Origin of the sequence: Enterobacter sp. T1-1 (assembly GCF_000710795.1) — a bacterium.
Taxonomy (GTDB): Bacteria; Pseudomonadota; Gammaproteobacteria; order Enterobacterales; family Enterobacteriaceae; genus Enterobacter; species Enterobacter cloacae.
On the sequence record NZ_JALW01000034.1, the window covers coordinates 14806 to 40470 of the forward strand.

Sequence of the window (25665 nt, forward strand, 5' to 3'; positions counted from 1 at the left end):
ATATTTCCCACAATACGCTTTTTTTATCTCACTTAAGTTAAATTGCAGGTTGCTAACTGCGAAACGACAAAGCACCGCTATTCGTGAGGACAAACGCCAGTACGAATGCTATAAACCTTAATGCCGACCAAAATATTAAGTTGTGGGAATAATCATGCTAAAAAATATTAGTGTCAGAACCTTCATTGTCTATTTCCTTTTGTCTCTTTTTTTGCTAAACGCAGCTGTCGTCTTTCTATTTACCGGCGCATCGTCACTCTTAATAACGCTCAATGTAATAAATGTGATTGCTCTTTTTTTACTCTGGATTTACATGACCCAATATCTTGTGACACCGATCAATACTGTGAAAAAAAGTATTGAAGAAGTCACGGCAGGGAATCTTGGCGTGACAATCCCCGAGTTTGGCAACAACTGCGCAGGGCGTTTAATTCCCGGGATTAACAGCCTTTCGGGCAATATTGCAACACTGGTCCGGGAAATCAGGGCGTCGTCACAAACCGCCATGACCTTATCGGATCAACTCTCCTCACGCAGCGCGCAGCTATCGGTGAAAACGGAGCAGCAATCGGCTTCGCTGGTGCAAACCGCAGCCAGCATGGAGCAGATGGCTGCGAGCACCAAAAACAATGCTGATAACACCCGACTCGCCAGTGAACAGGCCAATCAGGCAACGCTTCAGGCACGTAAGGGGGGCGAGCTGATGGGGCAGGTTGCTCACAATATGCAATCGATCACCGAATGCGCACAGCAAATGACGGAAATCATCTCGATGATCGACGGCATTGCCTTCCAGACCAATATCCTTGCGCTTAACGCGGCCGTTGAGGCGGCAAGGGCGGGAGACCACGGAAAAGGCTTCTCTGTGGTCGCGGAGGAGGTACGAAATCTGGCACACCGCAGCGCGGAAGCGGCGAAGAACATCAAAACGCTGATTGAAGTCACCAGCAATAACGTTACACAGGGCGTGACGGTAGTGTCAGAAGCGGAAAAAAACATGCGTGAGATTGTGGCCGGATCCGGCAATGTCAGCCGTCTGATGGATGAAATTTCCAGTTCCACATCCGAGCAGGAGAAGGGAATTTCACAGATTACGCTGGCATTATCAGAGCTGGAAAGGGTTACGCAAAGCAATGTGGCGATGGCGGAGGAACTTAACGGATCCTCCGACGTGCTGCGCAATCAGGTTATCGAACTGCAGTCACGGACACGCAATTTCCGGCTCGACGGGGGATACGCGGCTGATAGTTCGTTGTCTTCACCGGTTGTTCCACTGGCGTTCCCGCAGCGACAAGGACATTCCGCCTGAAGGGACACCGCCGTTATCCGTACAATTCCCGAGCGATTTCAGCGCCATGCGGAACATAGTGGTTGCGTAACCTCTGCCGAAAGCTAGACTGACAACGAAAAGCTAAAAGGTGGAGGCGTTGTGGAGAGCATAAAAGGGTCTGAACTGAACGTTCCTGACGCAGTGTTTGCGTGGGTGTTTGACGGTAAAGGCGGTGCCCGGCCGCTGGAAGACAACGACGTGATCGATCACGCGCATCCCTGCTGGTTACACCTGAACTATACCCATCCGGACAGCGCTGAATGGCTGGCATCCACCCCTTTACTGCCAAACAACGTGCGTGATGCGCTGGCAGGGGAAAGCCTGCGGCCACGCGTGAGCCGGATGGGTGACGGTACGTTGATCACGCTTCGCTGTATTAACGGCAGCACGGATGAACGTCCCGATCAGCTGGTGGCGATGCGCGTCTATATGGATGATGGGCTTATCGTTTCCACTCGCCAGCGTAAAGTGCTGGCGCTGGATGACGTGGTAAACGATCTGAAAGAGGGCACCGGGCCGACCGACTGCGGCAGCTGGCTGGTGGATGTCTGCGATGCGCTTACCGATCACGCGAGCGAGTTTATCGAAGAGTTGCACGATAAAATTATCGATCTGGAAGATAACCTGCTCGATCAGCAGATACCGCCACGCGGTTTCCTGGCGTTACTGCGCAAGCAACTGATTGTGATGCGTCGCTACATGACGCCACAACGTGATGTATATGCCCGTCTGGCCAGCGAGCGTCTCAGCTGGATGAATGATGACCAGCGCCGTAGAATGCAGGACATTGCTGACAGGCTGGGGCGCGGGCTGGATGAAATTGATTCCTGTATTGCCAGAACCGCAGTAATGGCCGATGAGATAGCACAGGTGATGCAGGAGTCGCTGGCCAGAAGAACCTACACGATGTCGCTGATGGCAATGGTCTTTTTACCCAGTACCTTTCTGACCGGTCTGTTTGGCGTAAACCTGGGCGGCATTCCCGGCGGTGCTTATCGCTACGGCTTTACCGCGTTTTGCGTCATGTTAGCTGCTTTGATTGGCGGTGTTGCATGGTGGTTGCATCGTAGTAAATGGTTGTAAATTTACGCTTTTTCCACCTTTTTCGCGGATCAAAACGCTCTTTTAATTGAGCAAAGTCAATAAACAGAAACCGCGTAAGGTGCATTATTACTCCCGCAGGTGAATGCAACGTCAAGCGATGGGCGTTGCGCTCCATATTGTCTTACTTCCTTTTTTGAATTACTGCATAGCACAATTGATTCGTACGACGCCGACTTTAATAGTCGGCTTTTTTTTGCCTCCCGTTTCTCAGGGTCTACCCTAAAAGGGTCAATCCAAAAAACTGGAGGGAAAGATGAACCATCTACTCGCGCTGCAACGGCTGCATTCACGGCAGTCCGATCCGGTCCCGACCGACCCAACGCCCATGCCCGATCCCATTCCGCGTCCGCAGCCTATGCCCGACCCGCCGCCCGATGAAGAACCGATTAAATTGTCGCATCGAACCCCGAGATCTGCGAGGATACGCGCCATCTGACCGCAAAGATGACCACGAGAGACTATTGTGACCGCTTTTTCTACCCTGAATGTTCTGCCTGCCGCCCAACTCGATAACCTCAACGAGTTGGGATACCTCACGATGACGCCTGTTCAGGCGGCCGCATTACCCGCCATTCTTGAGGGGCGCGATGTTCGCGTACAGGCAAAAACCGGCAGTGGGAAAACGGCAGCGTTCGGTCTTGGACTGTTACAGCATATAGATGCCACCCTGTTCCAGACCCAGTCTCTGGTTCTGTGCCCGACCCGCGAACTGGCTGACCAGGTCGCGGGTGAGTTGCGTCGTCTGGCGCGCTTCCTGCCCAACACCAAGATCTTAACCCTCTGCGGCGGACAGCCGTTCGGGGCGCAGCGTGATTCGCTCCAGCATGCGCCTCATATTATTGTCGCGACACCTGGCCGTCTGCTGGATCATCTGCAAAAAGGCACCGTTTCACTGGATGCCCTGCAAACGCTGGTGATGGATGAAGCGGACCGTATGCTGGACATGGGCTTCAGCGACGCGATCGACGAAGTGATCCGCTTCGCGCCGGAAGATCGTCAGACATTGTTATTCTCTGCGACCTGGCCTGACGCTATCGCTGCAATCAGCGGTCGTGTACAAAAAAATCCGCTGACAATTGAAATCGACAGCGTGGATGCGCTGCCTGCCATCGAGCAGCAGTTCTTTGAAACCTCGCAGCAGGGCAAAATCCCGCTTCTGCAGAAAGTGCTGAGCCAGCACCAGCCCGCCTCCTGCGTGGTGTTTTGTAATACCAAAAAAGATTGCCAGGCGGTGTGTGATGCCCTGAATGCCGCCGGGCAAAGCGCGCTGTCATTGCATGGCGATCTGGAACAGCGCGATCGTGACCAGACGCTGGTTCGCTTCGCGAACGGCAGCGCCCGTGTGCTGGTTGCAACCGATGTCGCCGCACGCGGGCTGGACATTAAATCGCTGGAGCTGGTTGTTAACTACGAGCTGGCCTGGGATCCAGAAGTACACGTTCACCGCATTGGGCGTACCGCACGTGCCGGAAACAGCGGGCTGGCCATTAGCTTCTGCGCGCCGGAAGAGGCGCAGCGTGCCAATATCTTGTCTGAAATGCTGCAGATAAAGCTTAACTGGGTGAACACCCCGGGGAACGTTCGCGTTGTGCCACTCGAAGCCGAAATGGCAACGCTGTGCATTGATGGCGGCAAAAAAGCCAAGATGCGTCCAGGCGACGTATTAGGCGCGCTGACAGGGGACATGGGAATGGATGGCGCCGATATCGGCAAGATTACCGTTCATCCAGCACACGTATATGTGGCAATCCGCCAGGCGGTTGCGCATAAGGCATGGAAGCAGCTGCAAAACGGGAAAATTAAAGGCAAAACCTGCCGGGTCAGATTGCTGAAATAAGCGGCAGAAAAAACGCGTCTCAGACGGACTCTGAGACGCGACAGGATTATTTCACTTCAAGTACGTTCAGGCGCAGCTCGTCAAACTGATTATCATCCTCTTCCGGCTGCCAGCCGGCAGGCTGCATGGGGATCTCTTCCCGGTCAAACGCCAGATCGCCGCCATTCACCACTTCTGAATCATGGTTGATGCCTTTGAAGTCGAACAGCTCAACATCCGCAAGGTGAGAAGGCACCACGTTCTGCATTGCGCTGAACATGGTTTCGATGCGCCCTGGATAACGTTTATCCCAGTCACGCAGCATGTCACCAATGACCTGGCGCTGCAGGTTCGGCTGAGAGCCACACAGGTTGCATGGGATAATCGGGAAAGCTTTCGCCTGGGAGAAGCGTTCAATGTCCTTCTCGCGGCAATAGGCGAGAGGGCGGATGACAATGTGTTTGCCGTCATCGCTCATCAGCTTAGGCGGCATGCCTTTCATCTTCCCGCCGTAGAACATGTTCAGGAACAGCGTTTGCAGGATATCGTCGCGGTGATGACCCAGCGCAATTTTGGTTGCGCCCAGCTCCGTCGCAGTCCGGTACAGAATGCCACGACGCAGACGAGAGCAGAGAGAGCAGGTGGTTTTGCCCTCCGGGATCTTCTCTTTTACGATACCGTAGGTGTTTTCTTCGACGATTTTGTACTCAACGCCCAGCTTATCGAGATATTCCGGCAGGATATGCTCAGGGAAACCCGGCTGTTTCTGGTCAAGGTTTACGGCCACCAGGGAGAATTTCACCGGCGCGCTCTGCTGAAGATTACGCAGGATCTCAAGCATGGTGTAGCTGTCTTTACCCCCTGACAGGCAAACCATGATGCGGTCGCCTTCTTCAATCATATTGAAGTCTGCAATGGCTTCGCCCACATTACGGCGCAGCCGCTTCTGCAGCTTGTTGAGGTTGTATTGTTCTTTCTTTGTATTTGATTGATTGTCTTGCATTTATTGCTACCTTCGGAGCCAGCAGGGGCAAAAGTTTTCAGCGTGCCGGCTAATCGTTAAGCATCAGCACCTGTTGCCATTCATTTTCCACGCATTCTATGCCGCAACTGTCTGGCTATGAAAGATGGGTTAACGCCGGCAGTCAATGCCAGCGGGCAAAAGTATGTCGCGTATGGTACGGATTCCGGCGGCGAATACCAGCACGTTTTACAGCGATGAAGGATCTTGTGCCGACTTGCGGTAAAACGTAATCGGCTTTCTGTTCGCCATCAGCGAGACGTGGTCGTTAAAACAGATAACATATGGCGGGTAAGGGCAGGCAAGCTCCGCTCAGTAAAATGGCGGAGCCAGTAAAACGGAAGGACAGATCAGGTGGTTACTTTTCTACAATCTCTTTCACATCCGATTGATGGATCTGATGAATGCTACCATCTGCATCTTTGTATGAAATCAAACCGGTATCTTTATCTCGCTCTGGTTTTCCATGTGTGGTCATCATATGCCCATCTTTGGTCGATATGACATAATCACTTGAGCACCCTGTTATTGCTAACGCGACACCTAATGCCAAAAATGCAAAAATACCACCCTTCATATTAACCTCTAATTAACTTTATAGTTACAATCGTTTTAATACAGCATTATTTAACAACAGTGAATTGCAACGCTTCGTCAACGAAAGGGAATTTCCATTTTAAGCAAAAAAGAGCAATAAACGGCCACAGCGTACCCGTATATGTGGCGTTTAATCTTGTGCTTCTTTTTGAAATCCGTCTTTTTTTAGATGTAATCCTTTATGACTATTTCACGTTGCTCTTCATTCGCATCAGTATTGATTTAACTTGTATCGCTGCTTATTATCTTGCGTTTTAGCGTATGGGAATGTGAAGCTCGCATGCGACTTTACTGGCGTGCTGGCGCCCCGGATTAGACAATCACTGGCGAACGATTCCCTTAAGATGATATCCCACTGGAAGGGTTGAAAGTGTTTAAGTTAAGTACTTTTGGTTTTATGATTTTATTGTGCTCAGGGTGTAGTTCTGATGTGGTTATCACTCCTGCGGAAAAACCGGTTTATAAGCCAATGCCTGATATAACGCAATCTGTAACACCGTCTCAGCAACGGGCGATCATGGCTGGGGAACGTCCCGACTGGACAGACAGAGCACCGGTCACCACGACCAGGCGTTATTGATTTCTGCTTATCATCTTCAGGCTGCATAGCGCAGCGATTTCATAAGAAGCAGAGAACAACCCGGGACCTCACGATGGGGTCCTGCATGCTGATACGTAGCTTTAACGTGACCTGCACGAATAGCCACTTAAACTGCACTGTGTTGAGAGTCTATTCATCTTCAAGCTATTAAGCTGTTTTCCCCGTACAAAGCAGGAGGGAAACGGTGATGGCTGTTTTAAAAGTATGTCTTTTAGTTGGGTGCTTCCTGGCGGGTTGTGTCTTGTATCTTCATCTTTTTACGTCAATGAAGGAAGCATGCATAAAAGATACGGCAGGAGAAGTGTTTCACGTGCGTCAGGTTGAAAATGCTACTGATTGTCAGTCTTTTAACTGGAGCACGTATATACAGTGTGGCTATTTTTAGTCGTAAATATAACAAATGATCAACATGCACAAAGCGAAAATTTATATGCGGTAAAAGAAACTGCAATCAGTAAACATTAAGATTTATCTGCTTCTGTTTTATTCATTTCTTTCTGGGGTGGGATATGTTAATAGATGGTTGGATAACAGGGTGAAATGAAGTTAAAAATAAAATAAGCATAATGAACATGACAGAGCAAAAAAATATTTTTCGCGAGTGGTTAGATATTCGTTGAAGTAACACAACATACCCTTAATACCGTTGTGCAGTGGTTCCTTTAAAACTGTACGTTATGCTCAACGGCTCTCATTATTAAGGCTCCCGTATGCAAACTGACAAAGACCTTTCCACCTGGCTCACGTTTCGCCGTCTTTGGCCTATAATATCGCCTTTTAAGAAAGGGCTATTGGTTGCGGCATTAGCATTAATGATAAATGCCGCCTGCGATCCTTTTATGCTGTCTTTGCTAAAGCCGTTAATGGATGATGGCGTGGGCAAAATGGACCGCTCTGTCATGTTATGGATGCCGGTTGTGGTTATCGGATTGATGACGCTACGCGGTATTACCAGCTTCATCTCCAGCTATTGCGTTTCCTGGGTCTCGGGCAAAGTGGTGATGGATGTGCGCCGGAAATTGTTCCGCCATTTGATGGGTATGCCTGTGTCGTTTTTTGACAAACAGTCAACCGGGACGTTGCTGTCACGTATTACCTATGATTCCGAACAGGTCGCATCTTCGTCATCAGGTACGCTGATAACGGTCATCCGTGAGGGCGCGTCAATCATCGGCTTGTTCGCAATGATGTTCTACTATAGCTGGCAGCTCTCAATCATCCTGATTGTACTGGCACCTGTTATATCCGTGACTATCCGTATGGTGTCCAAACGCTTTCGCACTATCAGTAAAAGCATGCAGAATACGATGGGGCAGGTCACGGCGAGTGCTGAGCAGATGCTTAAAGGCCATAAAGAAGTATTGATTTTCGGCGGTCAGGACGTTGAAACAAAACGCTTTGATAAGGTCAGCAATAAGATGCGTTTGCAGGGAATGAAAATGATGTCCGCATCGTCAATCTCCGATCCTGTTATTCAGCTTATTGCTTCCCTGGCACTTGCGTTTGTTCTTTATGCTGCCAGCTTCCCGAGTGTTATGGCGACCCTGACGGCGGGAACGATTAGCGTCGTTTTCACATCGATGATTGCATTGATGCGGCCTCTTAAATCCCTGACCAATGTGAACGCACAGTTCCAGCGCGGGATGGCCGCTTGCCAGACGCTGTTCACTATTCTTGATTCCGAACAGGAAAAAGATGAAGGTAAGCGTGTACTTGAACGCGCAAAAGCGGACGTGGCGTTTCGCAATGTGACGTTTACCTATCCGGGACGTGAGGCCCCAGCGCTACGCAATATCACCCTGAACATACCTGCCGGTAAGACCGTAGCCCTTGTCGGACGTTCCGGCTCGGGTAAATCAACCATCGCCAGCCTGATGACGCGATTTTATGATATTGATGAAGGTGAAATTCTGCTGGACGGCCACGACCTGCGAGAATATACCCTTCAGTCGCTTCGTAACCAGGTGGCGCTGGTGTCGCAAAATGTCCATCTGTTCAACGACACGGTTGCCAACAACATCGCCTACGGTCGTACGGAGCAGTACACCCGTGACCAGATCGAGAATGCCGCGCGTATGGCAAATGCGATGGACTTTATCAACAAGATGGATAACGGTCTTGATACCATCATCGGTGAAAACGGGGTACTGCTTTCTGGTGGGCAACGGCAACGTATCGCTATTGCACGCGCACTGTTGCGGGACAGTCCAATACTCATCCTTGATGAAGCAACGTCAGCCCTGGATACGGAATCGGAACGCGCTATACAGTCTGCGCTCGAGGAACTGCAAAAGAACCGTACGTCACTGGTGATTGCGCATCGTCTGTCGACTATCGAAAAAGCTGACGAAATCATTGTTGTTGAAGATGGCGTTATCGTTGAACGCGGAAGCCATGCGGAATTGCTGACTCACAATGGGGTGTACGCACAGCTTCACAAAATGCAATTCGGTGCGTCAAACAGTTAAGTCACATTCACGCTTTTTACCCCGCTTGCAAAAGCGGGGTATCCCGTAATGTCACCCAAACCTGATTTTTGGTTTTGTTGTTCGCTAATGAGCATCATTACTGCCAATAGTAGTAGGCCAAATCCTGGTGGGTTGCTGTTTTTTGTCCGTTCTGAATAATACGTGCAACAACACGGACGACAGCATCTCATGAAAATAAAATGTATTACGCTGGCAGCGCTGATGTTTTATTCAGCGCCTGGCTGGTCGACGTTTCAGGAGCGGGAATATAATACCTGGTATATAAAAAATGCCGTTCTTTATGACATGACGCAGACGTCGGAAGGTTTTCCGGTAATGGTGAGCGTATCTCAGCCCGGGAAAAAATCCGCTAATCTGGTGGTTTCATACATCACCGAAGGGCAATGCGGAAAAAATACGCTGCCGCTTAATGTGAATGGTAAAGTGCTGCCCGCCAGCTATTACTGTGTTCAGGTTGGGTCGAACAGAATTGAACATTTTTCAGTGGTCGATGCAACCAGCGTCAATGCCCTGGTGGCGCATCTGAATTCAGATTTCACCCTTCTCCTGCAAAACGATATCAAGATTTGGGCCGCAAATATCAAATCGCCGAAATACGGTCTGACACCGCGTTTTTAAAATCCTGCTACGCTTGTTTGTGGTATCAGGAGCATGAACATGAAGAACAAAGATGAACAAACCGGGTTAGTTGGGCTGGCGATTGGTGCTGCCGTTATCGGGCTTGTTTCGGCACAGAAACCGATCGATCGTAACAGCATTGTTGATGAACTGCTAAGACTCGGCAGGCAAAAGGGTGACGGCGTAGAGGATGAGGTGTTCGTCAAGGCCGCTGAGCTGGTAAGAAAAGGGGTGTAAACGATGGCAGAAATCCGTCATGCCCAATGCCATTGTGGTGCAGTGGCATTTACCGTTGCGTTAACCGATGGGTTAAATACCGCCCGTCGCTGTAGCTGTTCTTTTTGTCGGATGAGAGGAGCGGTTGTGGTCTCTGCACCGTTAACCGGTATTACCGTCATCAAAGGCGAGGATAAACTTACGGAGTACCGCTTTAATACCGGTACAGCCCGGCATTTCTTCTGCTCGGTCTGCGGGATTTATACCTTCCATCAGCGGCGTTCAAATCCCAATGAATACGGTGTAAATGTCGCCTGTTTTGAAAATGTCTCTCCGTTCGATTTCCCGGAAGTGACGGTGATGGATGGGGTTAACCATCCTGCGGATGGCGAAAGTGGAGTCTTTGGCTATCTCTCTTTTCGCAAACGCGCGCCAACACAAGCATCCTAGCCGCCTGGCCACATTGTGCTAACGCTGGCTATAGTGGGAAGTGGGTATCTTAAAGAGGAGACATTATGCTTAGTGTTGAAAAAGACGACCCACGTGAGGCGCCTGAATCAGGGGATAAAAAGCCTCAGCCCGTGAAAAAATAGCATTCACGAAGGGTATCACGGCCACCGGCACTGCTGGTGGCTTTTTGTTTTCAAAGGCTCACTGTTAATGCCTGTCGAGATGATTTAAGAGCGTGCCGAGGTGCCCAACAATATCGCGGAAATCGAAAATTAACGCCATCCACAAACACGCTAAAAGAGCCAGTAGGGCAAGGGATACACGACCAAACAACACAGTTATCCTTAATGATGAGGGGGATATCTGCGCAGTCTAACCCGCAGTCTTTCAACTTATCCTCAACAATCTCGCGATAGCGTGCTGTTGTGCGACTAACCTCAAAAAAGGTGAGCCCGCATGATGCTGCGGGCTCTGATCATCAGAACTGGTAAACCAGGCCTAATGCAACGACATCATCGGTACCGATACCGTTGTTTTTGTAGAAGCTGTCATCTTCATCCAGCAGGTTGATTTTATAATCCACATAGGTGGACATGTTTTTGTTGAAGTAATAGGTTGCGCCTACGTCGGCATATTTAACCAGGTCTTGATCGCCCTGACCGTTGCCCAGGTCTTTAGCTTTCGACTGCAGGTAGGAAATTGCCGGACGCAGACCAAAATCGAACTGGTATTGTGCGGTTACTTCGAAGTTCTGGGTTTTATTCGCCACGGCGCTTTCGTTGTCGCCGTAAGGGGTCATATTGCGGGTTTCAGAATACATGGCCGCCAGATAGATATTGTTGGCGTCATATTTCAGACCCGCGGTCCAGGCATCCGCTTTATCCCCGCCCGCGGTGGTATTTCTCACCTGATCGTTGGTACGGTCAGAAGAGGTATAGGCCGCCCCCGCTGAAATTCCCATACCGAAATCATAGGTGGTAGAAATACCGAAGCCGTCACCGTTCTCATGACGCGTGTCGCGACCATTATTGGTCCCTTCCTGGTTATTGCTGGCATCTTCGTTATTACCCTGATACTGCAGAGCAAAGTTCAGACCCGGCACCAGGCCATAGAAATCGGTGTTGCGGTAGGTTGCTACGCCATTGGCACGACCGGTCATAAAGTTATCGGCATAGGTGTAAGAGTCGCCGCCGAACTCTGGCAGCATATCGGTCCAGCCTTCCACGTCATACAGGACACCATAGTTACGGCCGTAGTCAAAGGAACCGTAGTCACCCACTTTCACACCGGCGAAGGCCAGACGTGTCCAGGACTGGTTGTCAGACCCCTCGGTGTTATTTGCCTGAATGTTGTATTCCCATTGTGCGTAGCCGGTCATCATGTCGTTGATCTGGGTTTCGCCCTTGAAACCCAAACGCATATAGGTCTGATCGCCGTCTTTAGATGTGTCATCAGAGAAGTAGTGCAAACCATCTACTTTTCCGTACAGATCTAATTTATTGCCATCCTTATTATAAATCTCTGCTGCATGCGCAGCCCCAGCCATTAACAGAGCCGGAATCATCAGGGCCAGTACTTTTCTTTGCATTATGGTATTCCTTTGCGGTTGTTTTTATTTAATTACCTGTTGAACTTTCCTTTGCGGAGAGTTGTCACATGCTAAATCACTCCGCTGAAAGAGTAATAAATTATAATTGTTACGAAGTGAGTAAAATCTAAAGGGAATTGTTCTGCGGAAATGTTAATTTGTTTGATGAATGTTTTAGTGAAAAACATAATAAATTAAAATTATTAATCATGCGGTAAATCAGGTAATGTCTGCCCCGTTATATGCCTTTAAGATTATTATCCATAATTCCCATGAATATCATTTATTCATTTAACGTGATGCTCAGGGATTATTTGGTCTGGCCCGGTGTGAATACACCGGGCTTTTTTTATGGCATAAAAATGCCCGGACAAGCCGGGCATGGGGATTATTCGCTGGTGGATTTTTCCGCTTTCCCGGCCATTTGCGCCAGGAAGTCGTACCGTTTTTGCAGATCGGCGGCGGCATCTTTCCACAATTGCTCAGCCACCTCTGGCTGTTGCGCATTGAGGCGACGGAAGCGTTGCTCCTGCAGCAGTGTCTCAGCCAGGGCATCTGACGGAGGACGTGAATCGAGCGCCAGCGGCAGCTTGCCTTCCTCTGCCCGGCGAGGATCAAAGCGGTACAGCGGCCAGAAGCCCGTGGCGGTCAACTGACGCATCTGGTCGTGGCTGAGCGCCAGATCGTAACCATGCTCTTCGCAAGGGCTGTAGGCGATGATAAGCGATGGGCCCGGATACGCTTCCGCCTCCTGAATCGCTTTCACCGTCTGGTTAAGCTGCGCGCCGAGCGAGATTTGCGCAACGTACACGTGGCCATACATCATCATGCTGACGCCGAGATCTTTACGCGCCTTGCGTTTCCCATGTTCGCCAAATTTTGTTACCGCTCCTAACGGCGTGGCTTTTGACGCCTGTCCGCCGGTATTGGAATAACACTGGGTATCCAGCACCAGGATGTTCACGTTCTCGGTCAGGCTCAACACATGATCCAGCCCGCCAAAGCCAATATCATATGCCCAGCCATCGCCGCCAATCAGCCAGATCGATTTTTCAACCAGGGCGTCAGCGTCGGTCACCAGTTGTTCTGCACCGTCAACGCCCTGAAGGGCATTACGAAGCGCCGTAACCTGTTCGCGACGAACCTCAGGGGTGGCTTCAGCGTGCAGCGCAGCGTGCAGGTCGGCAGGGATGTTATCGGCAAACTGATCCAGCAGGCGCATCACACGTGCGCGGTGCTGATCCACCGTTAAGCGGAAGCCAAGACCAAATTCGGCGTTATCCTCAAACAGCGAATTCGCCCATGCCGGACCGCGTCCGTTGGCGTCGGTGGTGTAAGGGGTGGACGGCAGGTTACCGCCATAGATAGACGAACAGCCGGTTGCGTTGGCGATCAGCATCCGGTCACCGTACAGCTGCGTCAGCAGTTTGATGTACGGTGTTTCCCCGCAGCCGGAGCAGGCGCCAGAGTATTCGAACAGCGGCGTGATCAGCTGTGAGGTACGGATATCAATACGTTCCAGCTTGCTCCGATCGATTTCCGGCAGGTTCAGGAAGAAGTCATAATTCACTTTCTCTTCTTCCACGTGTTCCAGTCGCGACATCATATTGATGGCTTTGATATCCGGGTTCTGTCGGTCTTTGGCCGGGCAGACCTCAACGCAGAGGTTACAGCCGGTGCAATCTTCGGGTGCAACCTGCAGAACGTATTTCTGTCCGCGCATATCGCGGGATTTCACATCCAGCGAATGCAGGCTGGATGGGGCCGATTCCATCGCGTCCGGAGAAACGACTTTGGCCCGGATGGCAGAGTGCGGGCACGCTGCCACACAGTGATTGCACTGGGTACACAGCTCTTCCTTCCAGATTGGGATCTCTTCGGCGATGTTGCGTTTTTCCCAGCGGGTGGTGCCCATCGGCCAGGTGCCATCCGGCGGCAGGGCGGAGACGGGAAGGGCATCGCCCAGCCCCGCCAGCATGGCCGCCGTTACGGTTTTAACAAAATCTGGAGCCGCATCAGAAACCACCGGAGGACGGTTCGGGCTGCTGGCATTCACCGGCTGGAGCGGCACTTCAGACAGCGACTCGCGCGCCAGCGCCAGTGCCTGCCAGTTGCGTTCAACCAATTCCTGGCCTTTACTGCTGTAACTTTTGGCGATCGCGCCCTGCAGTTCCATTAAGGCGCTGTCGCCCGGCAGAATGTTTGTCAGGTGGAAGAACGCCATCTGCATGACGGTGTTGATGCGCGCGGCAAGACCACATTCGCGGGCGATCTTCGCCGCGTTAATGACAAAAAGCCGCGCTTTTTTCTGATTAAGCACTGCCTGCACTTCCTGCGGCAGGCGCGCCCAGACTTCATCCGCACTGTACGGTGTGTTGAGCAGGAAAATACCGCCAGGTTTGAGACGTTCGGCCATCTGGTATTTATCGATAAACTGCAGCTGGTGACAGCCGACAAAATCAGCCTGCGAAATAAGATACGCCGAGCGGATAGGGTGTTCGCTGACGCGCAGATGGGACACGGTCAGCCCGCCGGCTTTCTTGGAGTCATAGACGAAATAACCCTGTGCATACCACGGTGTGGAATTACCGATGATCTTGATGTTGTTCTTGGTTGCCGAAACGCTGCCGTCGCTGCCCAGACCGTAGAACAGCGCCTCAAGTTTCGCGCCGGAGGGCAGGGTGTTTTCCGGCAAGGCCAGTGAGAGATGAGTGACATCGTCATAAATACCGACCGTAAAGCGAGGCTTCGGCTTCGTTTCACTCAGTTCATTAAACACCGCCAGCACGCAATCCGGACCGAACTCTTTGGACGACAAACCATAACGTCCGCCAATGACACGCGGCAGCGTTTCGCGCTCGCCGTTACTGAAGGCTTCCGCCAGTGCGGTCATGACGTCCAGATACAGCGGTTCTGCGTGTGCGCCAGGCTCTTTGGTACGATCGAGCACGGCCACGCTACGTGCGCTCTCCGGCAGCGCAGAGAGCAGATGTTTCGCTGAGAACGGGCGGAAGAGGCGAACTTTCAGCACCCCAACTTTCTCGCCGCGCGTCAGCAGTTCATCCACGACTTCTTCACAGGTGCCAATGGCTGAACCCATCAGCACAATCACGCGTTCCGCCTGTGGATGGCCATAATATTCAAATGGTTTATATTCCCGTCCGGTGGCGGCAGCGAAATCGTTCATCGCCTGTTCCACATGGTTGTACACCGCGTTGTACCAAGGGTTCGTTGCCTCGCGGGACTGGAAGTAAGTATCCGGGTTGGCCGATGTCCCGCGGATCACCGGATGTTCCGGGTTGAGTGCGCGGGCGCGATGGGCATCAATGTCCGCCTGCGGCAGAAGCGAGAGAAGGGTGTCATCTGCCAGCGGCACGATTTTGTTGATTTCGTGGGAGGTGCGGAAACCATCAAAGAAGTGAATAAACGGCACGCGGCTTTTCAGCGTCGCGATATGGGAAATTAACGCGAAATCCTGGGCCTCCTGGACGCTGCTGGCGCACAGCATGGCGCAGCCGGTCTGACGCACGGCCATCACGTCGGAGTGATCGCCAAAAATGGAGAGCGCGTGGGTAGCAACGGTTCGTGCCGCGACGTGCAGGACAAACGGGGTAAGTTGACCGGCCAGTTTGTACAGCGTCGGGATCATCAGCAGCAATCCCTGCGAGGAGGTGAACGATGTGGAGAGCGCCCCCGTCTGTAGCGCACCATGCACCGCGGCAATCGCACCCGCTTCGGACTGCATTTCGACGACTCTCGGGACATCGCCCCAGACATTTTTTAACCCGTTTCCTGCCCAGGCATCTGCCTGTTCGGCCATTGTAGAGCTTGGCGTAATCGGGTAGATGGCGATAACTTCGCTGGTGCGAAACGCGACTGACGCGACTGCACCATTACCGTCAATAGTTTGCATAGGACGACACCCTTACATTGCGCAAAAAAAGAGGGGTCCGTAAACCTGGTCAGACCCTGAATATTATTCCCTTATTTTAGCAAAGGCCGGATTTTGCGATTTTCGCATTTGTGTCCTCGGTATTCTCACCATCAATGAGTAGATCAAACTTTAGGTGAAAAAATTGCGAGAAATTGTTTCAGCAGCGCATAAATACGCACTTCCGCTCTCGACGGCACGGGATGTGATGCCTATTATGCATAGGTTTCGCATTATTCATGGGGGAGAGAGAGCATGCGTTCAGCGTTTTGGGTAGGGTGTGCCGCGTTATTGCTGTCGGCCTGTAGTAACGAACCTGTTCAGCAGGCCACGGCGGCACACGTGACACCGGGAATGAAAGCCGCGATGTCCAGTTCTGGACAAGCCAACTGCGCGATGATTGGTGGCTCACTGTCGGTTGCCCGCCAGCTCGATGGCTCTGCGATCGGGATGTGCGCCTTGCCAAACGGCAAACGCTGCAGTGAACAGTCGCTTGCCGTTGGATCCTGCGGTAGCTACTGATTATTCAGCGCGTTTAAACATCAGCGTTTTGTCGGCTGTCGCCAGCGTTAACTGGTCTTCAGTCAGGTCGACCTGCGCCCCTTTGCGCAGCATGTCGCCGATGGCCTGATCCAGCTCGTTCAATTGTGGTTCGGTACAGAGTTTGCGCGTCATCGCCAGCCCTTTGACCTTAAGTTCCCCTTCGGACAATTTTCCCTGTCCGTTGAAGCGGTTACACATCACGCCGGAAATGCTGATGTTATTAACCAGGCTGATATCGGGCAACGCGCTAAAACTTATCTCAGGTTGCGTTGTCGTGGCCTTCACGGCTTTCCCGTCCACATTTTCCAGCACAAAGCGGTGGTTCTTTAGCTGCTCCGGCTGAACAGACGCTTTACCCGGATTAACGCAGCCGGAGAGGACAAGACTGATAACACTTAACGCAATGAGTTTTTTCATTTTTCTTCTCGAACTATAAATACTGTGAATCATTTACCAGTGTAACGATACGCTGGCGTGCGTTAATGGGGTTTATCTGAAAGTGCGGGAAGAAGACCGGGCAACGCAGCGGTTGCCCGGGACAAGATCAGTGAGATTTAAACCCGGCGGCCGTCATCAGCATGCGGAAGAACATACTGACAGCCGCCAGCGCCAGTACGCTGCCGCCCCAGATAATGGCCAGCCACAGCAATCGTTTCCAGACAGGCTGTTGCATCAGTGATAACCCTCCCCATGCTGTACTTTTCCGCGAAATACGTAATAACTCCAGAAGGTGTAGACCAGAATCACGGGAATGATCAACAACGCACCTACCAGCATAAAGCCCTGACTTTGTGTCGGCGCGGCCGCCTGCCACAGGGTGATCGACGGTGGAATAATATGCGGCCAGATGCTGATCCCAAGCCCGCTAAAGCCGAGAAAAATAAGCCCCAGCGTCAGGATAAACGGCCGATTATGGCTTTGCAGATTATTCAGGCAGCGCCACTGATACAGGCTCAGCAGGACGACCAGAGCCGGAACCGGCAACAGATAAAACAGGTTCGGCAGCGTAAACCAGCGCGCGGCGATGGCCGGGTGCGCCAGCGGGGTCCAGAGACTGATCGCCGCGATAACGGCCAGCAGCACAATTAAGAGCGTTTTAGAAACTTCGCGCATCCGCTGTTGCAGGGCATTTTCACTTTTCATCACCAGCCAGGTGGCGCCCAGCAGCGCATAGGCCACCACCAGACCCGCGCCACTGAACAGGTTAAACGCGGTAAACCAGTCAAAGGGACCGCCGGTATAGGCACGCCCGGTGACGGCAAACCCGTTTATGACGGCACCCACCGTGATGCCCTGGGTAAACGTCGCCAGAAGTGAACCGCCAATAAAGGCTTTATCCCAGAACGGACGGTGCGCTGGCGTTGCTTTAAAACGAAACTCAAACGCCACGCCACGAAAAATAAGACCGATCAGCATTAATGTCAGCGGAATGGTGAGGGCATCGATAATCACCGCGTAGGCCAGCGGAAAGGCACCGAAGAGGGCAGCACCACCCAGCACCAGCCAGGTTTCATTCCCGTCCCAGACCGGGGCGACGCTGTTGACCATCACATCGCGATCGTCCGGGTTTTGCGTCATCGGGAACAGAATGCCGATCCCCAGATCAAAACCGTCCATCACGATATACATCAGCGTCGCGAAGACGATGATGACAAACCAGATAATGGAAAGATCGATACCCATTATGGCTGCTCCTTATTGCCAGTGGTAACTGCGGAAAGCGGGCGTGCCGGACGTCCATCGGCCTCGGTGGCGAACGATTCGTGAGGCTGAGGCCCTTTTTTAATCAGGCGCACCATATAGCTGTAACCGACGCCGAAGACCGAGGTGTAAACGACGAAGAAAGCCAGCAAACTGACGCTCATATGCAGATCGCCATGGGCGGATACCGCATCCCGGGTACGTTGAAGCCCATAGACGACCCACGGCTGGCGTCCTACTTCGGTGGTCACCCATCCGGCCAGTATGGCGATCAACCCTGAAGGCCCCATCAGCAAAGCAAACCACAGGAAGGGGCGCGAGGTGTAAACGCGCTTTTTATAACGCAACCAGAGCGCCACCACGCCGAGCAGCAGCATCAGCATGCCTAAGCCCGCCATAATGCGGAACGACCAGAAGACAATGGTGGAATTTGGACGATCTTCCTTCGGGAACTCCTTGAGCGCCGGAACCTGTTTATCCAGACTGTGCGTCAGGATAAGGCTGCCAAGAGCGGGGATCTCCAGGCCAAAACGGGTGCGCTCCAGTTCCATATCTGGCCAGCCAAACAGCAGTAGCGGGGTAGGTTCCCCCGGTGGGTTTTCCCAGTGCCCCTCAATGGCGGCGATTTTGGCAGGCTGATGCTTTAAGGTATTCAGCCCGTGCATATCACCGACCATTGCCTGGATGGGGGCCACAATCAGGGTCATCCACAGCGCCATAGAAAACATAGCGCGGATGGCAGGCGTATTGTTTCCGCGCAGCAGATGCCAAGCCGCCGATGCGCCAACAAACAGGGCGCTACTGAGGAAGGCGGCTATCGACATATGCAGCAGACGATAAGGGAAGGAGGGGTTAAAGACCACGGCAAACCAGTCTACCGGAACGACCTGCCCGTTGACGATCTCATAGCCCTGTGGGGTCTGCATCCAGCTATTGGAGGAGAGGATCCAGAAGGTGGAGATAATTGTCCCCAGCGCCACCATACAGGTGGCGAAGAAGTGCAGCCCAGGCCCGACTTTATTCCAGCCGAACAGCATCACGCCGAGGAATCCGGCCTCAAGGAAAAAGGCGGTCAGCACTTCATAGGTCAGAAGCGGGCCGGTAATGCTGCCCGCAAACTGCGAAAATCCACTCCAGTTAGTGCCAAACTGATACGCCATCACCAGCCCGGAGACCACGCCCATGCCAAAGTTAACGGCAAAAATCTTTGACCAGAAATGGTACAGCGAGCGCCAGACCGGATTTTTTGTTTTCAGCCACAGCCCTTCAAGCACAGCAAGATAGCTTGCCAGGCCGATAGTGATTGCCGGGAAAATAATGTGGAAGGATACGGTAAAGGCAAACTGTATCCGTGCAAGGTGAAAAGCATCTAAACCAAACATGCACAGCCTCAATGTCAAACGGTGTGCTGTTATGGTACAGAGGCGCAGATCAGACTATCAGACGCAGAAACGCGAAATTTAACCATAACAGTTGGCAAAAAGCTCCCGCTTTTGCCATCTGATATACTTCCTTATAGGGCATAAAAATATTTTTTTAATGAATTTTATGCATTAAACCGCTTGCTTTGTCGTCGGCACCGTGCGTTAATGGTCTTCTGGTTTTGAGTCCAAATAAATATCTGACGTAGTTTTATAAAGCAGTTCTAATCACGTTGTGCCTCTCCGCAGCCTCTCTTGGGTCTTTATCTACATTCCGATTAGTTTTGTTTCAAACCATTATCGCCTGATCGGCTCATGAGTAATTTACGTTTTTACGTTTACAGGAGAATCCTATGACTTCTTATATCCATTTTCGCTGCCCATGCTGTCATGGCTCGCAGTACCGTACTTCAGCCTTTGATGTGTCTGAGAAAAATCCCTTCGGCGCAAAATGCATCTTTTGCAAATCGCCAATGATTACACTCGACCATCTGGCCGCGGCGCGTCTCGCACACAATCATGTGACCGAGTACCGTAAGTAATTCATTTCATAAACCATAACAGTTAGCAAAATCTTCTCTTTTTCTCCTGCTGATATACACTGTCGGCAATAAGGAGAATCTGATGAAAAAATACCAGCGTCTGGCGCAACAAATTATCTCGCAGATTGAGCTTGGCGTATGGTTGCCGGGCGATAAGCTGCCTTCTCTGCGAGAGCAGGTGGCGAGCAGCGGCATGAGTTTTATGACCGTGGGCCACGCGTATCAGATGCTGGAAAGTCAGGGGCGCATTGTCGCCAGACCGCAGTCGGGCTATTACGTTGCCTCGCGCCCGACCGCACAACAGCCAGCGCCACCTGCACAGGTCATGCGCGACGAAGCGGTGGACATCAACACCTATATCTTCGACGTTCTGCAGGCCAGCCGCGACCCGTCGGTTGTTCCTTTCGCTTCCGCTTTTCCCGACCCGCGTCTTTTCCCGCTTCAGCAACTCAACCGCTCGCTGGCGAACGTCAGCAAAACCGCGACGGCGATGAGCGTGATTGAAAACCTGCCGCCGGGTAATGTCGATTTGCGCCACGCCATTGCCCGCCGCTATGCACAGCAGGGGATGAATATCTCACCGGAGGAGATCGTGATCACCGCAGGCGCGCTCGAAGCGCTGAACTTGAGTCTCCAGGCGGTGACCGAGCCGGGGGACTGGGTGATTGTTGAAAACCCCTGTTTCTACGGCGCGCTGCAGGCGCTGGAACGCCTGAAGTTGAAGGCCCTGTCGATTGCGACGGACGTGCGCGAGGGGATCGATCTCAATGCGCTTGAACAGGCGCTGAATGACTACCCGGTCAAGGCCTGCTGGATAATGACCAACAGTCAAAATCCGCTTGGCTTTACGCTCAGCCCGGAGAAAAAAGCGCAGCTTGTGGCGCTGCTGACGAGGCACAACGTCACGCTGATTGAAGATGATGTCTACAGCGAGCTCTATTTTGGCCGTGAAAAGCCGCTCCCGGCGAAAGCATGGGATCGTCAGGACATGACGCTGCACTGCTCCTCGTTTTCGAAATGTCTGGTGGCCGGTTTTCGCATCGGCTGGGTAGCGGCGGGTAAACATGCGCGGCGCATTCAGCAGCTTCAGCTGATGAGCACGCTCTCTACCAGCTCCCCGATGCAGCTGGCGCTGGTGGATTACCTCGCGACCAAACGCTACGACGCCCATCTTCGCCGCCTGCGACGTACGCTGGCCGAGCGTAAACAGCAGGCGTGGCAGTCACTTTTGCGCCATATGCCGCCGGGCGTCAAAATCCATCATAACGATAGCGGCTACTTTTTGTGGCTGGAGCTTCCGGCACAGCTGGATGCAGGACTGTTAAGCGAACAGGCGTTACGCCATCACATCAGTATTGCCCCAGGCAAGATGTTTTCCACCTCAGATGTCTGGACACCTTTTTTCCGTTTTAATACCTCCTGGGCATGGGGAGAGCGGGAAGAGCAGGCCGTTATTCAGTTAGGGAAATTAATCAGCAGCATGTTGAAATAACGATTCCGGTCTCTCGCTAAATAATCATTGCTTATCTTTTTGCCGCCGCGGCGACCATTTTGCCGCGTCGCATCATACGAAATCTGCATACCACCTCTCACGCCTAACCCCTTGTCTATAATCCAGTTAACGGGGAATGCGCCCTCGGTCACACCTTGATGAAATTTCCTTAAGCCGCACGGTGCGGGGCATTTGCGCGGTCTACGTTTAATGAGGGAGATATTTTTACGGCACGGCTGCCGCTAATTTTTCATTGCGACTGGAGTAATGTTTATGAGCAAAAAATTTGCCCGCAGCAGCCTGTGTGCGCTTGGTATGGCCATAATGACCGCGCAAGCCGCCGAGCCACCGAAAGCGATTAGCGACGGAGAGGGTCGGCTGGATATTATTGCCTGGCCGGGTTACATCGAGCGGGGACAAACGGATAAAAATTATGACTGGGTAACCCAGTTTGAAAAAGAGACCGGCTGTGCGGTAAACGTCAAAACCGCCGCCACGTCGGACGAGATGGTGAGCCTGATGGCGAAAGGCGGGTATGACCTGGTCACCGCGTCCGGAGATGCGTCGCTCCGTCTGATTATGGGCAAACGCGTTCAGCCGATTAACCCGGAACTCATCCCCAACTGGAAAACCCTCGACCCGCGTCTCGTTAAAGGTGAGTGGTTTAACGTGGGCGGCAATGTCTACGGCACGCCGTATCAGTGGGGGCCAAACCTGCTGATGTACAACACCAAAACCTTCCCGACACCGCCGGACAGCTGGAGCGTGGTGTTTGTAAAACAGGACTTACCGGACGGTAAAACCAACCAGGGACGCGTGCAGGCCTATGATGGTCCGATTTACATTGCCGATGCGGCGCTGTTTGTGAAGGCCACTCAACCCCAGTTGGGTATTAACGACCCCTACCAGCTGACGGAAGAACAGTACGCTGCGGTTCTGAAAGTGCTACGCGATCAGCACGCCCTGATCCACCGCTACTGGCATGACACCACCGTACAGATGAGTGACTTTAAGAATGAAGGCGTGGTGGCGTCCAGCGCCTGGCCATACCAGGCGAATGCCCTGAAAGCCGAAAACCAGCCGATCGCGACCGTCTTCCCGAAAGAGGGCGTCACGGGCTGGGCAGACACCACTATGCTTCACGCGCAGGCAAAACACCCGATGTGTGCTTACAAATGGATGAACTGGTCGCTGACGCCAAAAGTGCAGGGCGATCTGGCGGCGTGGTTTGGCTCTCTGCCGGTGGTGGCGCAAGGGTGTAAGGCCAGTACGCTGCTGGGTGAGAAAGGCTGTGAAACCAACGGTTACTACGCTTTTGACAAAATCAAGTTCTGGAAAACCCCGATCGCCGAAGGCGGCAAATATGTGCCTTACAGCCGCTGGACGCAGGATTACATCGCCATCATGGGTGGCCGTTAATCATCCGGGAGCAGAACATGACGTACGCGGTAGAGTTTAATGACGTTTCCCGTCTGTACGGCGACGTACGGGCGGTGGATGGGGTGAGCATTGCCATTCGTGACGGGGAGTTTTTCTCCATGCTGGGGCCGTCGGGCTCCGGCAAAACCACCTGCCTGCGGCTGATCGCCGGTTTTGAACAACTCTCCGGCGGGGCGATCACAATCTTCGGTAAAGAAGCGAGTGAGCTTCCTCCGTGGGAGCGAGACGTCAATACGGTGTTCCAGGACTACGCGCTGTTTCCGCATATGTCGATTCTCGATAACGTCGCTTACGGGCTGATGGTCAAAGGCATCGACAAGAAAAAACGCCATGCACTGGCGCAGGAGGCGCTGGAAAAGGTCGGGCTGAGCTTTGCCATTGCGCGCAAGCCGTCGCAGCTTTCCGGGGGCCAGCGTCAGCGCGTTGCCATTGCGCGTGCGCTGGTCAATGAACCCCGCGTGCTGTTGCTGGATGAACCGCTGGGCGCGCTCGATCTGAAACTGCGTGAACAGATGCAGGTCGAGCTGAAAAAACTTCAACAGGCACTCGGGATCACCTTTATTTTTGTGACTCACGATCAGGGGGAAGCCCTGTCAATGTCCGACCGGGTCGCCGTTTTCAACAACGGACGCATTGAGCAGGTGGATACCCCGCGTGAGCTATACATGCGTCCGCATACGCCGTTCGTGGCCAGTTTTGTCGGCACCTCGAACGTTTTCGATGCGGCACTGGCGCAGAAAGTGTGCGGCATGGAGGGCGCTTATTCGCTTCGACCGGAACATATCCGACTCAATGAGAGCGGTGAGGTTCAGGTTGAAGGCGTGGTTCAGGCTGTCCAGTATCAGGGTGCGGCAACGCGCCTGGAGCTGAAACTTGCCGGGGGGGCAAAACTGCTGGTGAGCCAGGCCAATCTCAGCGCGGACACACTGCACACCGGTGTTGAGCCGGGGCAGGCGGTGCAGGCGTCATGGTCGCGCGACGCCATGATCCGCCTGCATGAGGAAGGGTGAAATGGCGATGAGCGTCTTACATCCTCCCGCACCGCGCGGTACCCTAAGCCGCATTACCGCGTATTTCTGGCGCAAACCGTCGCTGGGGATATTCCTGCTGCTGCTGGCACCGCTGATGTGGTTTGGCATCGTCTATCTGGGATCGCTCCTTACGCTGCTGTGGCAGGGCTTTTATACCTTTGATGACTTCACCATGTCGGTGACGCCGGACCTGACGCTGGCGAACATTCAGGCACTTTTTAACCCGGCAAACTACGACATTATTATCCGTACGCTGGTGATGGCGATTGCGGTCACCCTCGCCAGCGCCATTCTGGCCTTCCCGATGGCCTGGTATATGGCGCGTTACACCAGCGGCAAATGGAAAGCGTTCTTCTATATTGCCGTTATGCTGCCGATGTGGGCGAGCTATATCGTCAAAGCGTACGCGTGGACGCTACTGCTGGCGAAAGATGGCGTGGCGCAGTGGTTTCTCAGCCATCTGGGGCTGGAGCCGATCCTGGTCTCTGTTCTGACGCTCCCGGCGATTGGCGGGAACACGTTATCGACCTCCGGGCTGGGGCGGTTTCTGGTCTTTGTCTACATCTGGCTGCCGTTTATGATCCTGCCCGTGCAGGCGGCGCTGGAACGGCTGCCTGCCTCGTTGTTGCAGGCCTCTGCCGATCTCGGCGCGCGTCCGCGTCAGACCTTTCGTTATGTTGTTCTGCCGCTGGCGATCCCGGGTATCGCGGCGGGCTCGATATTTACCTTCTCTCTGACGCTCGGTGATTTTATCGTGCCACAGCTGGTAGGGCCGCCGGGCTATTTCATTGGCAATATGGTCTATGCCCAGCAGGGGGCCATCGGCAATATGCCCATGGCTGCCGCCTTCACCCTGGTGCCGATTGTGCTTATCTCGCTTTATCTGGCGTTCGTGAAACGTCTGGGAGCATTCGATGCACTCTGAACGCGCACCGTTGTTCCTGAAAGTGGCCGCCTGGGGCGGGGTGATCTTCCTCCATTTCCCCCTGCTGATTATTGCCATCTACGCTTTTAATACTGAGGACGCGGCCTTCAGCTTCCCGCCGCAGGGGCTGACGTTGAAGTGGTTTAGCGTGGCGGCGGGGCGTGGCGACATCATCGATTCCGTGACGTTGTCACTTAAAATTGCGACGTTAGCGACGGCTATTGCTCTGGTACTTGGCACGCTTGCTGCAGCGGCGCTGTGGCGTAGCGCGTTTTTTGGCAAAAACGCCATTTCGCTGTTGCTGCTGTTACCGATAGCGCTGCCGGGCATCATCACCGGTCTGGCGCTGCTGACCGCTTTCAAAACCATCAATCTGGAGCCTGGTTTTTTTACCATCGTTGTCGGGCACGCCACGTTCTGCGTGGTGGTGGTGTTTAACAATGTGATTGCCCGGTTCCGACGCACCTCCTGGAGCCTGGTTGAAGCGTCGATGGATTTAGGGGCCGATGGCTGGCAAACCTTCCGTTACGTGGTCCTGCCCAATCTTGGGTCGGCGCTGCTGGCCGGGGGCATGCTGGCGTTTGCTCTGTCGTTTGACGAAATTATCGTCACAACCTTTACCGCGGGACACGAGCGCACGTTACCGCTGTGGTTGCTTAACCAGCTCGGACGTCCGCGTGACGTGCCGGTCACCAACGTGGTCGCACTGCTGGTGATGCTGGTGACAACCTTCCCCATTCTGGGAGCCTGGTGGCTAACCCGCGACGGCGAGAACAGCGCCGGGAGCGGGAAATAACATTGATTTCAAC

The 25665-nt window shown here is 52.9% G+C and carries 24 protein-coding genes and 1 pseudogene; 16 read left to right on the plus strand and 9 right to left on the minus strand.

The genetic code is table 11. The annotated features are described in order from the left end of the window. Positions 1-154 precede the first annotated feature (154 nt). From AK59_RS0112625 to dbpA, 4 genes are all read left to right on the plus strand, one after another. On the plus strand, positions 155-1309 hold the full coding sequence (locus AK59_RS0112625; RefSeq protein ID WP_029882920.1) for a methyl-accepting chemotaxis protein: 1155 nt from the start codon (positions 155-157) through the stop codon (positions 1307-1309). Positions 1310-1429: 120 nt separating this feature from the next. Next, positions 1430-2413 carry a zinc transporter ZntB gene (gene zntB, locus AK59_RS0112630; protein WP_029882921.1) on the plus strand — a complete coding sequence of 328 codons (984 nt, stop codon included), beginning with the start codon at positions 1430-1432 and terminating at the stop codon, positions 2411-2413. A gap of 274 nt (positions 2414-2687) precedes the next feature. Next, the gene (ynaL, locus tag AK59_RS1000000125380; RefSeq protein ID WP_071830099.1) at positions 2688-2870 is read left to right on the plus strand and encodes a proline-rich small protein YnaL; all 183 of its coding nucleotides are present in this window, start codon (positions 2688-2690) and stop codon (positions 2868-2870) included. 27 nt (positions 2871-2897) lie between these two features. Beyond that, the gene (dbpA, locus tag AK59_RS0112635; protein ID WP_029882922.1) at positions 2898-4271 is read left to right on the plus strand and encodes an ATP-dependent RNA helicase DbpA; all 1374 of its coding nucleotides are present in this window, start codon (positions 2898-2900) and stop codon (positions 4269-4271) included. 46 nt (positions 4272-4317) lie between these two features. On the opposite strand, the gene ttcA is transcribed toward dbpA, so the two are convergent. The 3 genes and pseudogenes from ttcA to AK59_RS01000000123740 all read right to left on the minus strand — a co-directional run bounded on the left by ttcA (position 4318) and on the right by AK59_RS01000000123740 (position 5848). Continuing rightward, positions 4318-5253 carry a tRNA 2-thiocytidine(32) synthetase TtcA gene (gene ttcA / locus AK59_RS0112640; protein WP_013096454.1) on the minus strand — a complete coding sequence of 312 codons (936 nt, stop codon included), beginning with the start codon at positions 5251-5253 and terminating at the stop codon, positions 4318-4320. Positions 5254-5351: 98 nt separating this feature from the next. Further along, positions 5352-5536 (minus strand): annotated as a pseudogene (locus AK59_RS1000000125265) (site-specific integrase); the annotation flags it as partial. A 93-nt stretch (positions 5537-5629) separates the two neighbouring features. Then, a complete protein-coding gene (locus AK59_RS01000000123740; RefSeq protein WP_032618552.1) occupies positions 5630-5848 on the minus strand; it encodes a YgdI/YgdR family lipoprotein in 219 nt (72 codons plus the stop codon). A 1331-nt stretch (positions 5849-7179) separates the two neighbouring features. Between AK59_RS01000000123740 and msbA the strand changes: the two genes are divergently transcribed. From msbA to AK59_RS1000000125270, 5 genes are all read left to right on the plus strand, one after another. After that, positions 7180-8937 carry a lipid A ABC transporter ATP-binding protein/permease MsbA gene (gene msbA / locus AK59_RS0112645; RefSeq protein WP_029882923.1) on the plus strand — a complete coding sequence of 586 codons (1758 nt, stop codon included), beginning with the start codon at positions 7180-7182 and terminating at the stop codon, positions 8935-8937. Between the two features lie 189 nt (positions 8938-9126). Beyond that, positions 9127-9576, plus strand: coding sequence for a hypothetical protein (locus tag AK59_RS0112650; RefSeq protein ID WP_029882924.1), 450 nt, complete (start codon positions 9127-9129; stop codon positions 9574-9576). Positions 9577-9615: 39 nt separating this feature from the next. Then, positions 9616-9813 carry a hypothetical protein gene (locus tag AK59_RS0112655; RefSeq protein ID WP_013096459.1) on the plus strand — a complete coding sequence of 66 codons (198 nt, stop codon included), beginning with the start codon at positions 9616-9618 and terminating at the stop codon, positions 9811-9813. Between the two features lie 3 nt (positions 9814-9816). Continuing rightward, positions 9817-10242, plus strand: coding sequence for a GFA family protein (locus tag AK59_RS0112660; protein WP_029882925.1), 426 nt, complete (start codon positions 9817-9819; stop codon positions 10240-10242). Between the two features lie 65 nt (positions 10243-10307). Beyond that, positions 10308-10385, plus strand: a complete 78-nt coding sequence (locus AK59_RS1000000125270) for a hypothetical protein (RefSeq protein WP_223232805.1) — start codon at positions 10308-10310, stop codon at positions 10383-10385. A gap of 335 nt (positions 10386-10720) precedes the next feature. Here AK59_RS1000000125270 and ompC read toward each other — a convergent pair whose 3' ends face one another. After that, on the minus strand, positions 10721-11830 hold the full coding sequence (gene ompC / locus AK59_RS0112665) for a porin OmpC (protein WP_029882926.1): 1110 nt from the start codon (positions 11828-11830) through the stop codon (positions 10721-10723). A gap of 388 nt (positions 11831-12218) precedes the next feature. Continuing rightward, positions 12219-15743: a pyruvate:ferredoxin (flavodoxin) oxidoreductase gene (nifJ, locus tag AK59_RS0112670; RefSeq protein ID WP_029882927.1), complete on the minus strand. Its 3525-nt coding sequence runs from the start codon at positions 15741-15743 to the stop codon at positions 12219-12221. A 273-nt stretch (positions 15744-16016) separates the two neighbouring features. On the opposite strand from nifJ, the gene AK59_RS0112675 reads away from it, so the two are divergent. Then, positions 16017-16283, plus strand: coding sequence for a putative hemolysin (locus AK59_RS0112675; protein ID WP_013096465.1), 267 nt, complete (start codon positions 16017-16019; stop codon positions 16281-16283). Here AK59_RS0112675 and hslJ read toward each other — a convergent pair whose 3' ends face one another. The 4 genes from hslJ to AK59_RS0112695 form a co-directional block, all read right to left on the minus strand. Next, positions 16284-16721 (minus strand): heat shock protein HslJ, encoded by a 438-nt coding sequence (gene hslJ, locus AK59_RS0112680; protein WP_013096466.1) that lies wholly within the window; start codon positions 16719-16721, stop codon positions 16284-16286. A gap of 127 nt (positions 16722-16848) precedes the next feature. Further along, a complete protein-coding gene (locus AK59_RS01000000123745; protein WP_013096467.1) occupies positions 16849-16977 on the minus strand; it encodes a DUF2474 domain-containing protein in 129 nt (42 codons plus the stop codon). Then, positions 16977-17987: a cytochrome d ubiquinol oxidase subunit II gene (gene cydB, locus AK59_RS0112690; protein WP_029882928.1), complete on the minus strand. Its 1011-nt coding sequence runs from the start codon at positions 17985-17987 to the stop codon at positions 16977-16979. The genes AK59_RS01000000123745 and cydB overlap by 1 nt, the downstream gene beginning before the upstream one ends. After that, positions 17987-19387 carry a cytochrome ubiquinol oxidase subunit I gene (locus tag AK59_RS0112695; protein ID WP_029882929.1) on the minus strand — a complete coding sequence of 467 codons (1401 nt, stop codon included), beginning with the start codon at positions 19385-19387 and terminating at the stop codon, positions 17987-17989. The genes cydB and AK59_RS0112695 overlap by 1 nt, the downstream gene beginning before the upstream one ends. Before the next feature lie 392 nt (positions 19388-19779). Here AK59_RS0112695 and ymcF point away from each other — a divergent pair, with 392 nt between their 5' ends. The 6 genes from ymcF (at position 19780) to AK59_RS0112720 (ending at position 25652) form a co-directional block, all read left to right on the plus strand. Next, the gene (gene ymcF / locus AK59_RS01000000123750; protein WP_020689184.1) at positions 19780-19968 is read left to right on the plus strand and encodes a cold shock small protein YmcF; all 189 of its coding nucleotides are present in this window, start codon (positions 19780-19782) and stop codon (positions 19966-19968) included. A gap of 82 nt (positions 19969-20050) precedes the next feature. Further along, positions 20051-21460: an aminotransferase-like domain-containing protein gene (locus tag AK59_RS0112700; RefSeq protein WP_020689183.1), complete on the plus strand. Its 1410-nt coding sequence runs from the start codon at positions 20051-20053 to the stop codon at positions 21458-21460. A gap of 273 nt (positions 21461-21733) precedes the next feature. Continuing rightward, entirely contained in the window at positions 21734-22879 is a 1146-nt protein-coding gene (gene ydcS, locus AK59_RS0112705; protein ID WP_029882930.1) for a putative ABC transporter substrate-binding protein YdcS, read from the plus strand. 17 nt (positions 22880-22896) lie between these two features. Next, positions 22897-23910 (plus strand): ABC transporter ATP-binding protein, encoded by a 1014-nt coding sequence (locus tag AK59_RS0112710; protein WP_029882931.1) that lies wholly within the window; start codon positions 22897-22899, stop codon positions 23908-23910. Position 23911: 1 nt separating this feature from the next. Continuing rightward, on the plus strand, positions 23912-24856 hold the full coding sequence (locus AK59_RS0112715; protein WP_023621159.1) for an ABC transporter permease: 945 nt from the start codon (positions 23912-23914) through the stop codon (positions 24854-24856). After that, positions 24846-25652 (plus strand): ABC transporter permease, encoded by an 807-nt coding sequence (locus AK59_RS0112720; RefSeq protein ID WP_029882932.1) that lies wholly within the window; start codon positions 24846-24848, stop codon positions 25650-25652. The genes AK59_RS0112715 and AK59_RS0112720 overlap by 11 nt, the downstream gene beginning before the upstream one ends. Positions 25653-25665 lie beyond the last annotated feature (13 nt).

What these genes read in the sequence shown, in the direction of transcription:
- AK59_RS0112625 (WP_029882920.1), top strand. Translation starts at nt 155, where the DNA reads ATGCTAAAAAATATTAGTGTCAGAACCTTCATTGTCTATTTCCTTTTG.
- ynaL (WP_071830099.1), top strand. Translation starts at nt 2,688, where the DNA reads ATGAACCATCTACTCGCGCTGCAACGGCTGCATTCACGGCAGTCCGAT.
- ttcA (WP_013096454.1), bottom strand. Translation starts at nt 5,253, where the DNA reads ATGCAAGACAATCAATCAAATACAAAGAAAGAACAATACAACCTCAAC.
- AK59_RS01000000123740 (WP_032618552.1), bottom strand. Translation starts at nt 5,848, where the DNA reads ATGAAGGGTGGTATTTTTGCATTTTTGGCATTAGGTGTCGCGTTAGCA.
- msbA (WP_029882923.1), top strand. Translation starts at nt 7,180, where the DNA reads ATGCAAACTGACAAAGACCTTTCCACCTGGCTCACGTTTCGCCGTCTT.
- AK59_RS0112650 (WP_029882924.1), top strand. Translation starts at nt 9,127, where the DNA reads ATGAAAATAAAATGTATTACGCTGGCAGCGCTGATGTTTTATTCAGCG.
- AK59_RS0112655 (WP_013096459.1), top strand. Translation starts at nt 9,616, where the DNA reads ATGAAGAACAAAGATGAACAAACCGGGTTAGTTGGGCTGGCGATTGGT.
- AK59_RS0112660 (WP_029882925.1), top strand. Translation starts at nt 9,817, where the DNA reads ATGGCAGAAATCCGTCATGCCCAATGCCATTGTGGTGCAGTGGCATTT.
- AK59_RS1000000125270 (WP_223232805.1), top strand. Translation starts at nt 10,308, where the DNA reads ATGCTTAGTGTTGAAAAAGACGACCCACGTGAGGCGCCTGAATCAGGG.
- ompC (WP_029882926.1), bottom strand. Translation starts at nt 11,830, where the DNA reads ATGCAAAGAAAAGTACTGGCCCTGATGATTCCGGCTCTGTTAATGGCT.
- nifJ (WP_029882927.1), bottom strand. Translation starts at nt 15,743, where the DNA reads ATGCAAACTATTGACGGTAATGGTGCAGTCGCGTCAGTCGCGTTTCGC.
- AK59_RS0112675 (WP_013096465.1), top strand. Translation starts at nt 16,017, where the DNA reads ATGCGTTCAGCGTTTTGGGTAGGGTGTGCCGCGTTATTGCTGTCGGCC.
- hslJ (WP_013096466.1), bottom strand. Translation starts at nt 16,721, where the DNA reads ATGAAAAAACTCATTGCGTTAAGTGTTATCAGTCTTGTCCTCTCCGGC.
- AK59_RS01000000123745 (WP_013096467.1), bottom strand. Translation starts at nt 16,977, where the DNA reads ATGCAACAGCCTGTCTGGAAACGATTGCTGTGGCTGGCCATTATCTGG.
- cydB (WP_029882928.1), bottom strand. Translation starts at nt 17,987, where the DNA reads ATGGGTATCGATCTTTCCATTATCTGGTTTGTCATCATCGTCTTCGCG.
- AK59_RS0112695 (WP_029882929.1), bottom strand. Translation starts at nt 19,387, where the DNA reads ATGTTTGGTTTAGATGCTTTTCACCTTGCACGGATACAGTTTGCCTTT.
- ymcF (WP_020689184.1), top strand. Translation starts at nt 19,780, where the DNA reads ATGACTTCTTATATCCATTTTCGCTGCCCATGCTGTCATGGCTCGCAG.
- AK59_RS0112700 (WP_020689183.1), top strand. Translation starts at nt 20,051, where the DNA reads ATGAAAAAATACCAGCGTCTGGCGCAACAAATTATCTCGCAGATTGAG.
- ydcS (WP_029882930.1), top strand. Translation starts at nt 21,734, where the DNA reads ATGAGCAAAAAATTTGCCCGCAGCAGCCTGTGTGCGCTTGGTATGGCC.
- AK59_RS0112710 (WP_029882931.1), top strand. Translation starts at nt 22,897, where the DNA reads ATGACGTACGCGGTAGAGTTTAATGACGTTTCCCGTCTGTACGGCGAC.
- AK59_RS0112715 (WP_023621159.1), top strand. Translation starts at nt 23,912, where the DNA reads ATGGCGATGAGCGTCTTACATCCTCCCGCACCGCGCGGTACCCTAAGC.
- AK59_RS0112720 (WP_029882932.1), top strand. Translation starts at nt 24,846, where the DNA reads ATGCACTCTGAACGCGCACCGTTGTTCCTGAAAGTGGCCGCCTGGGGC.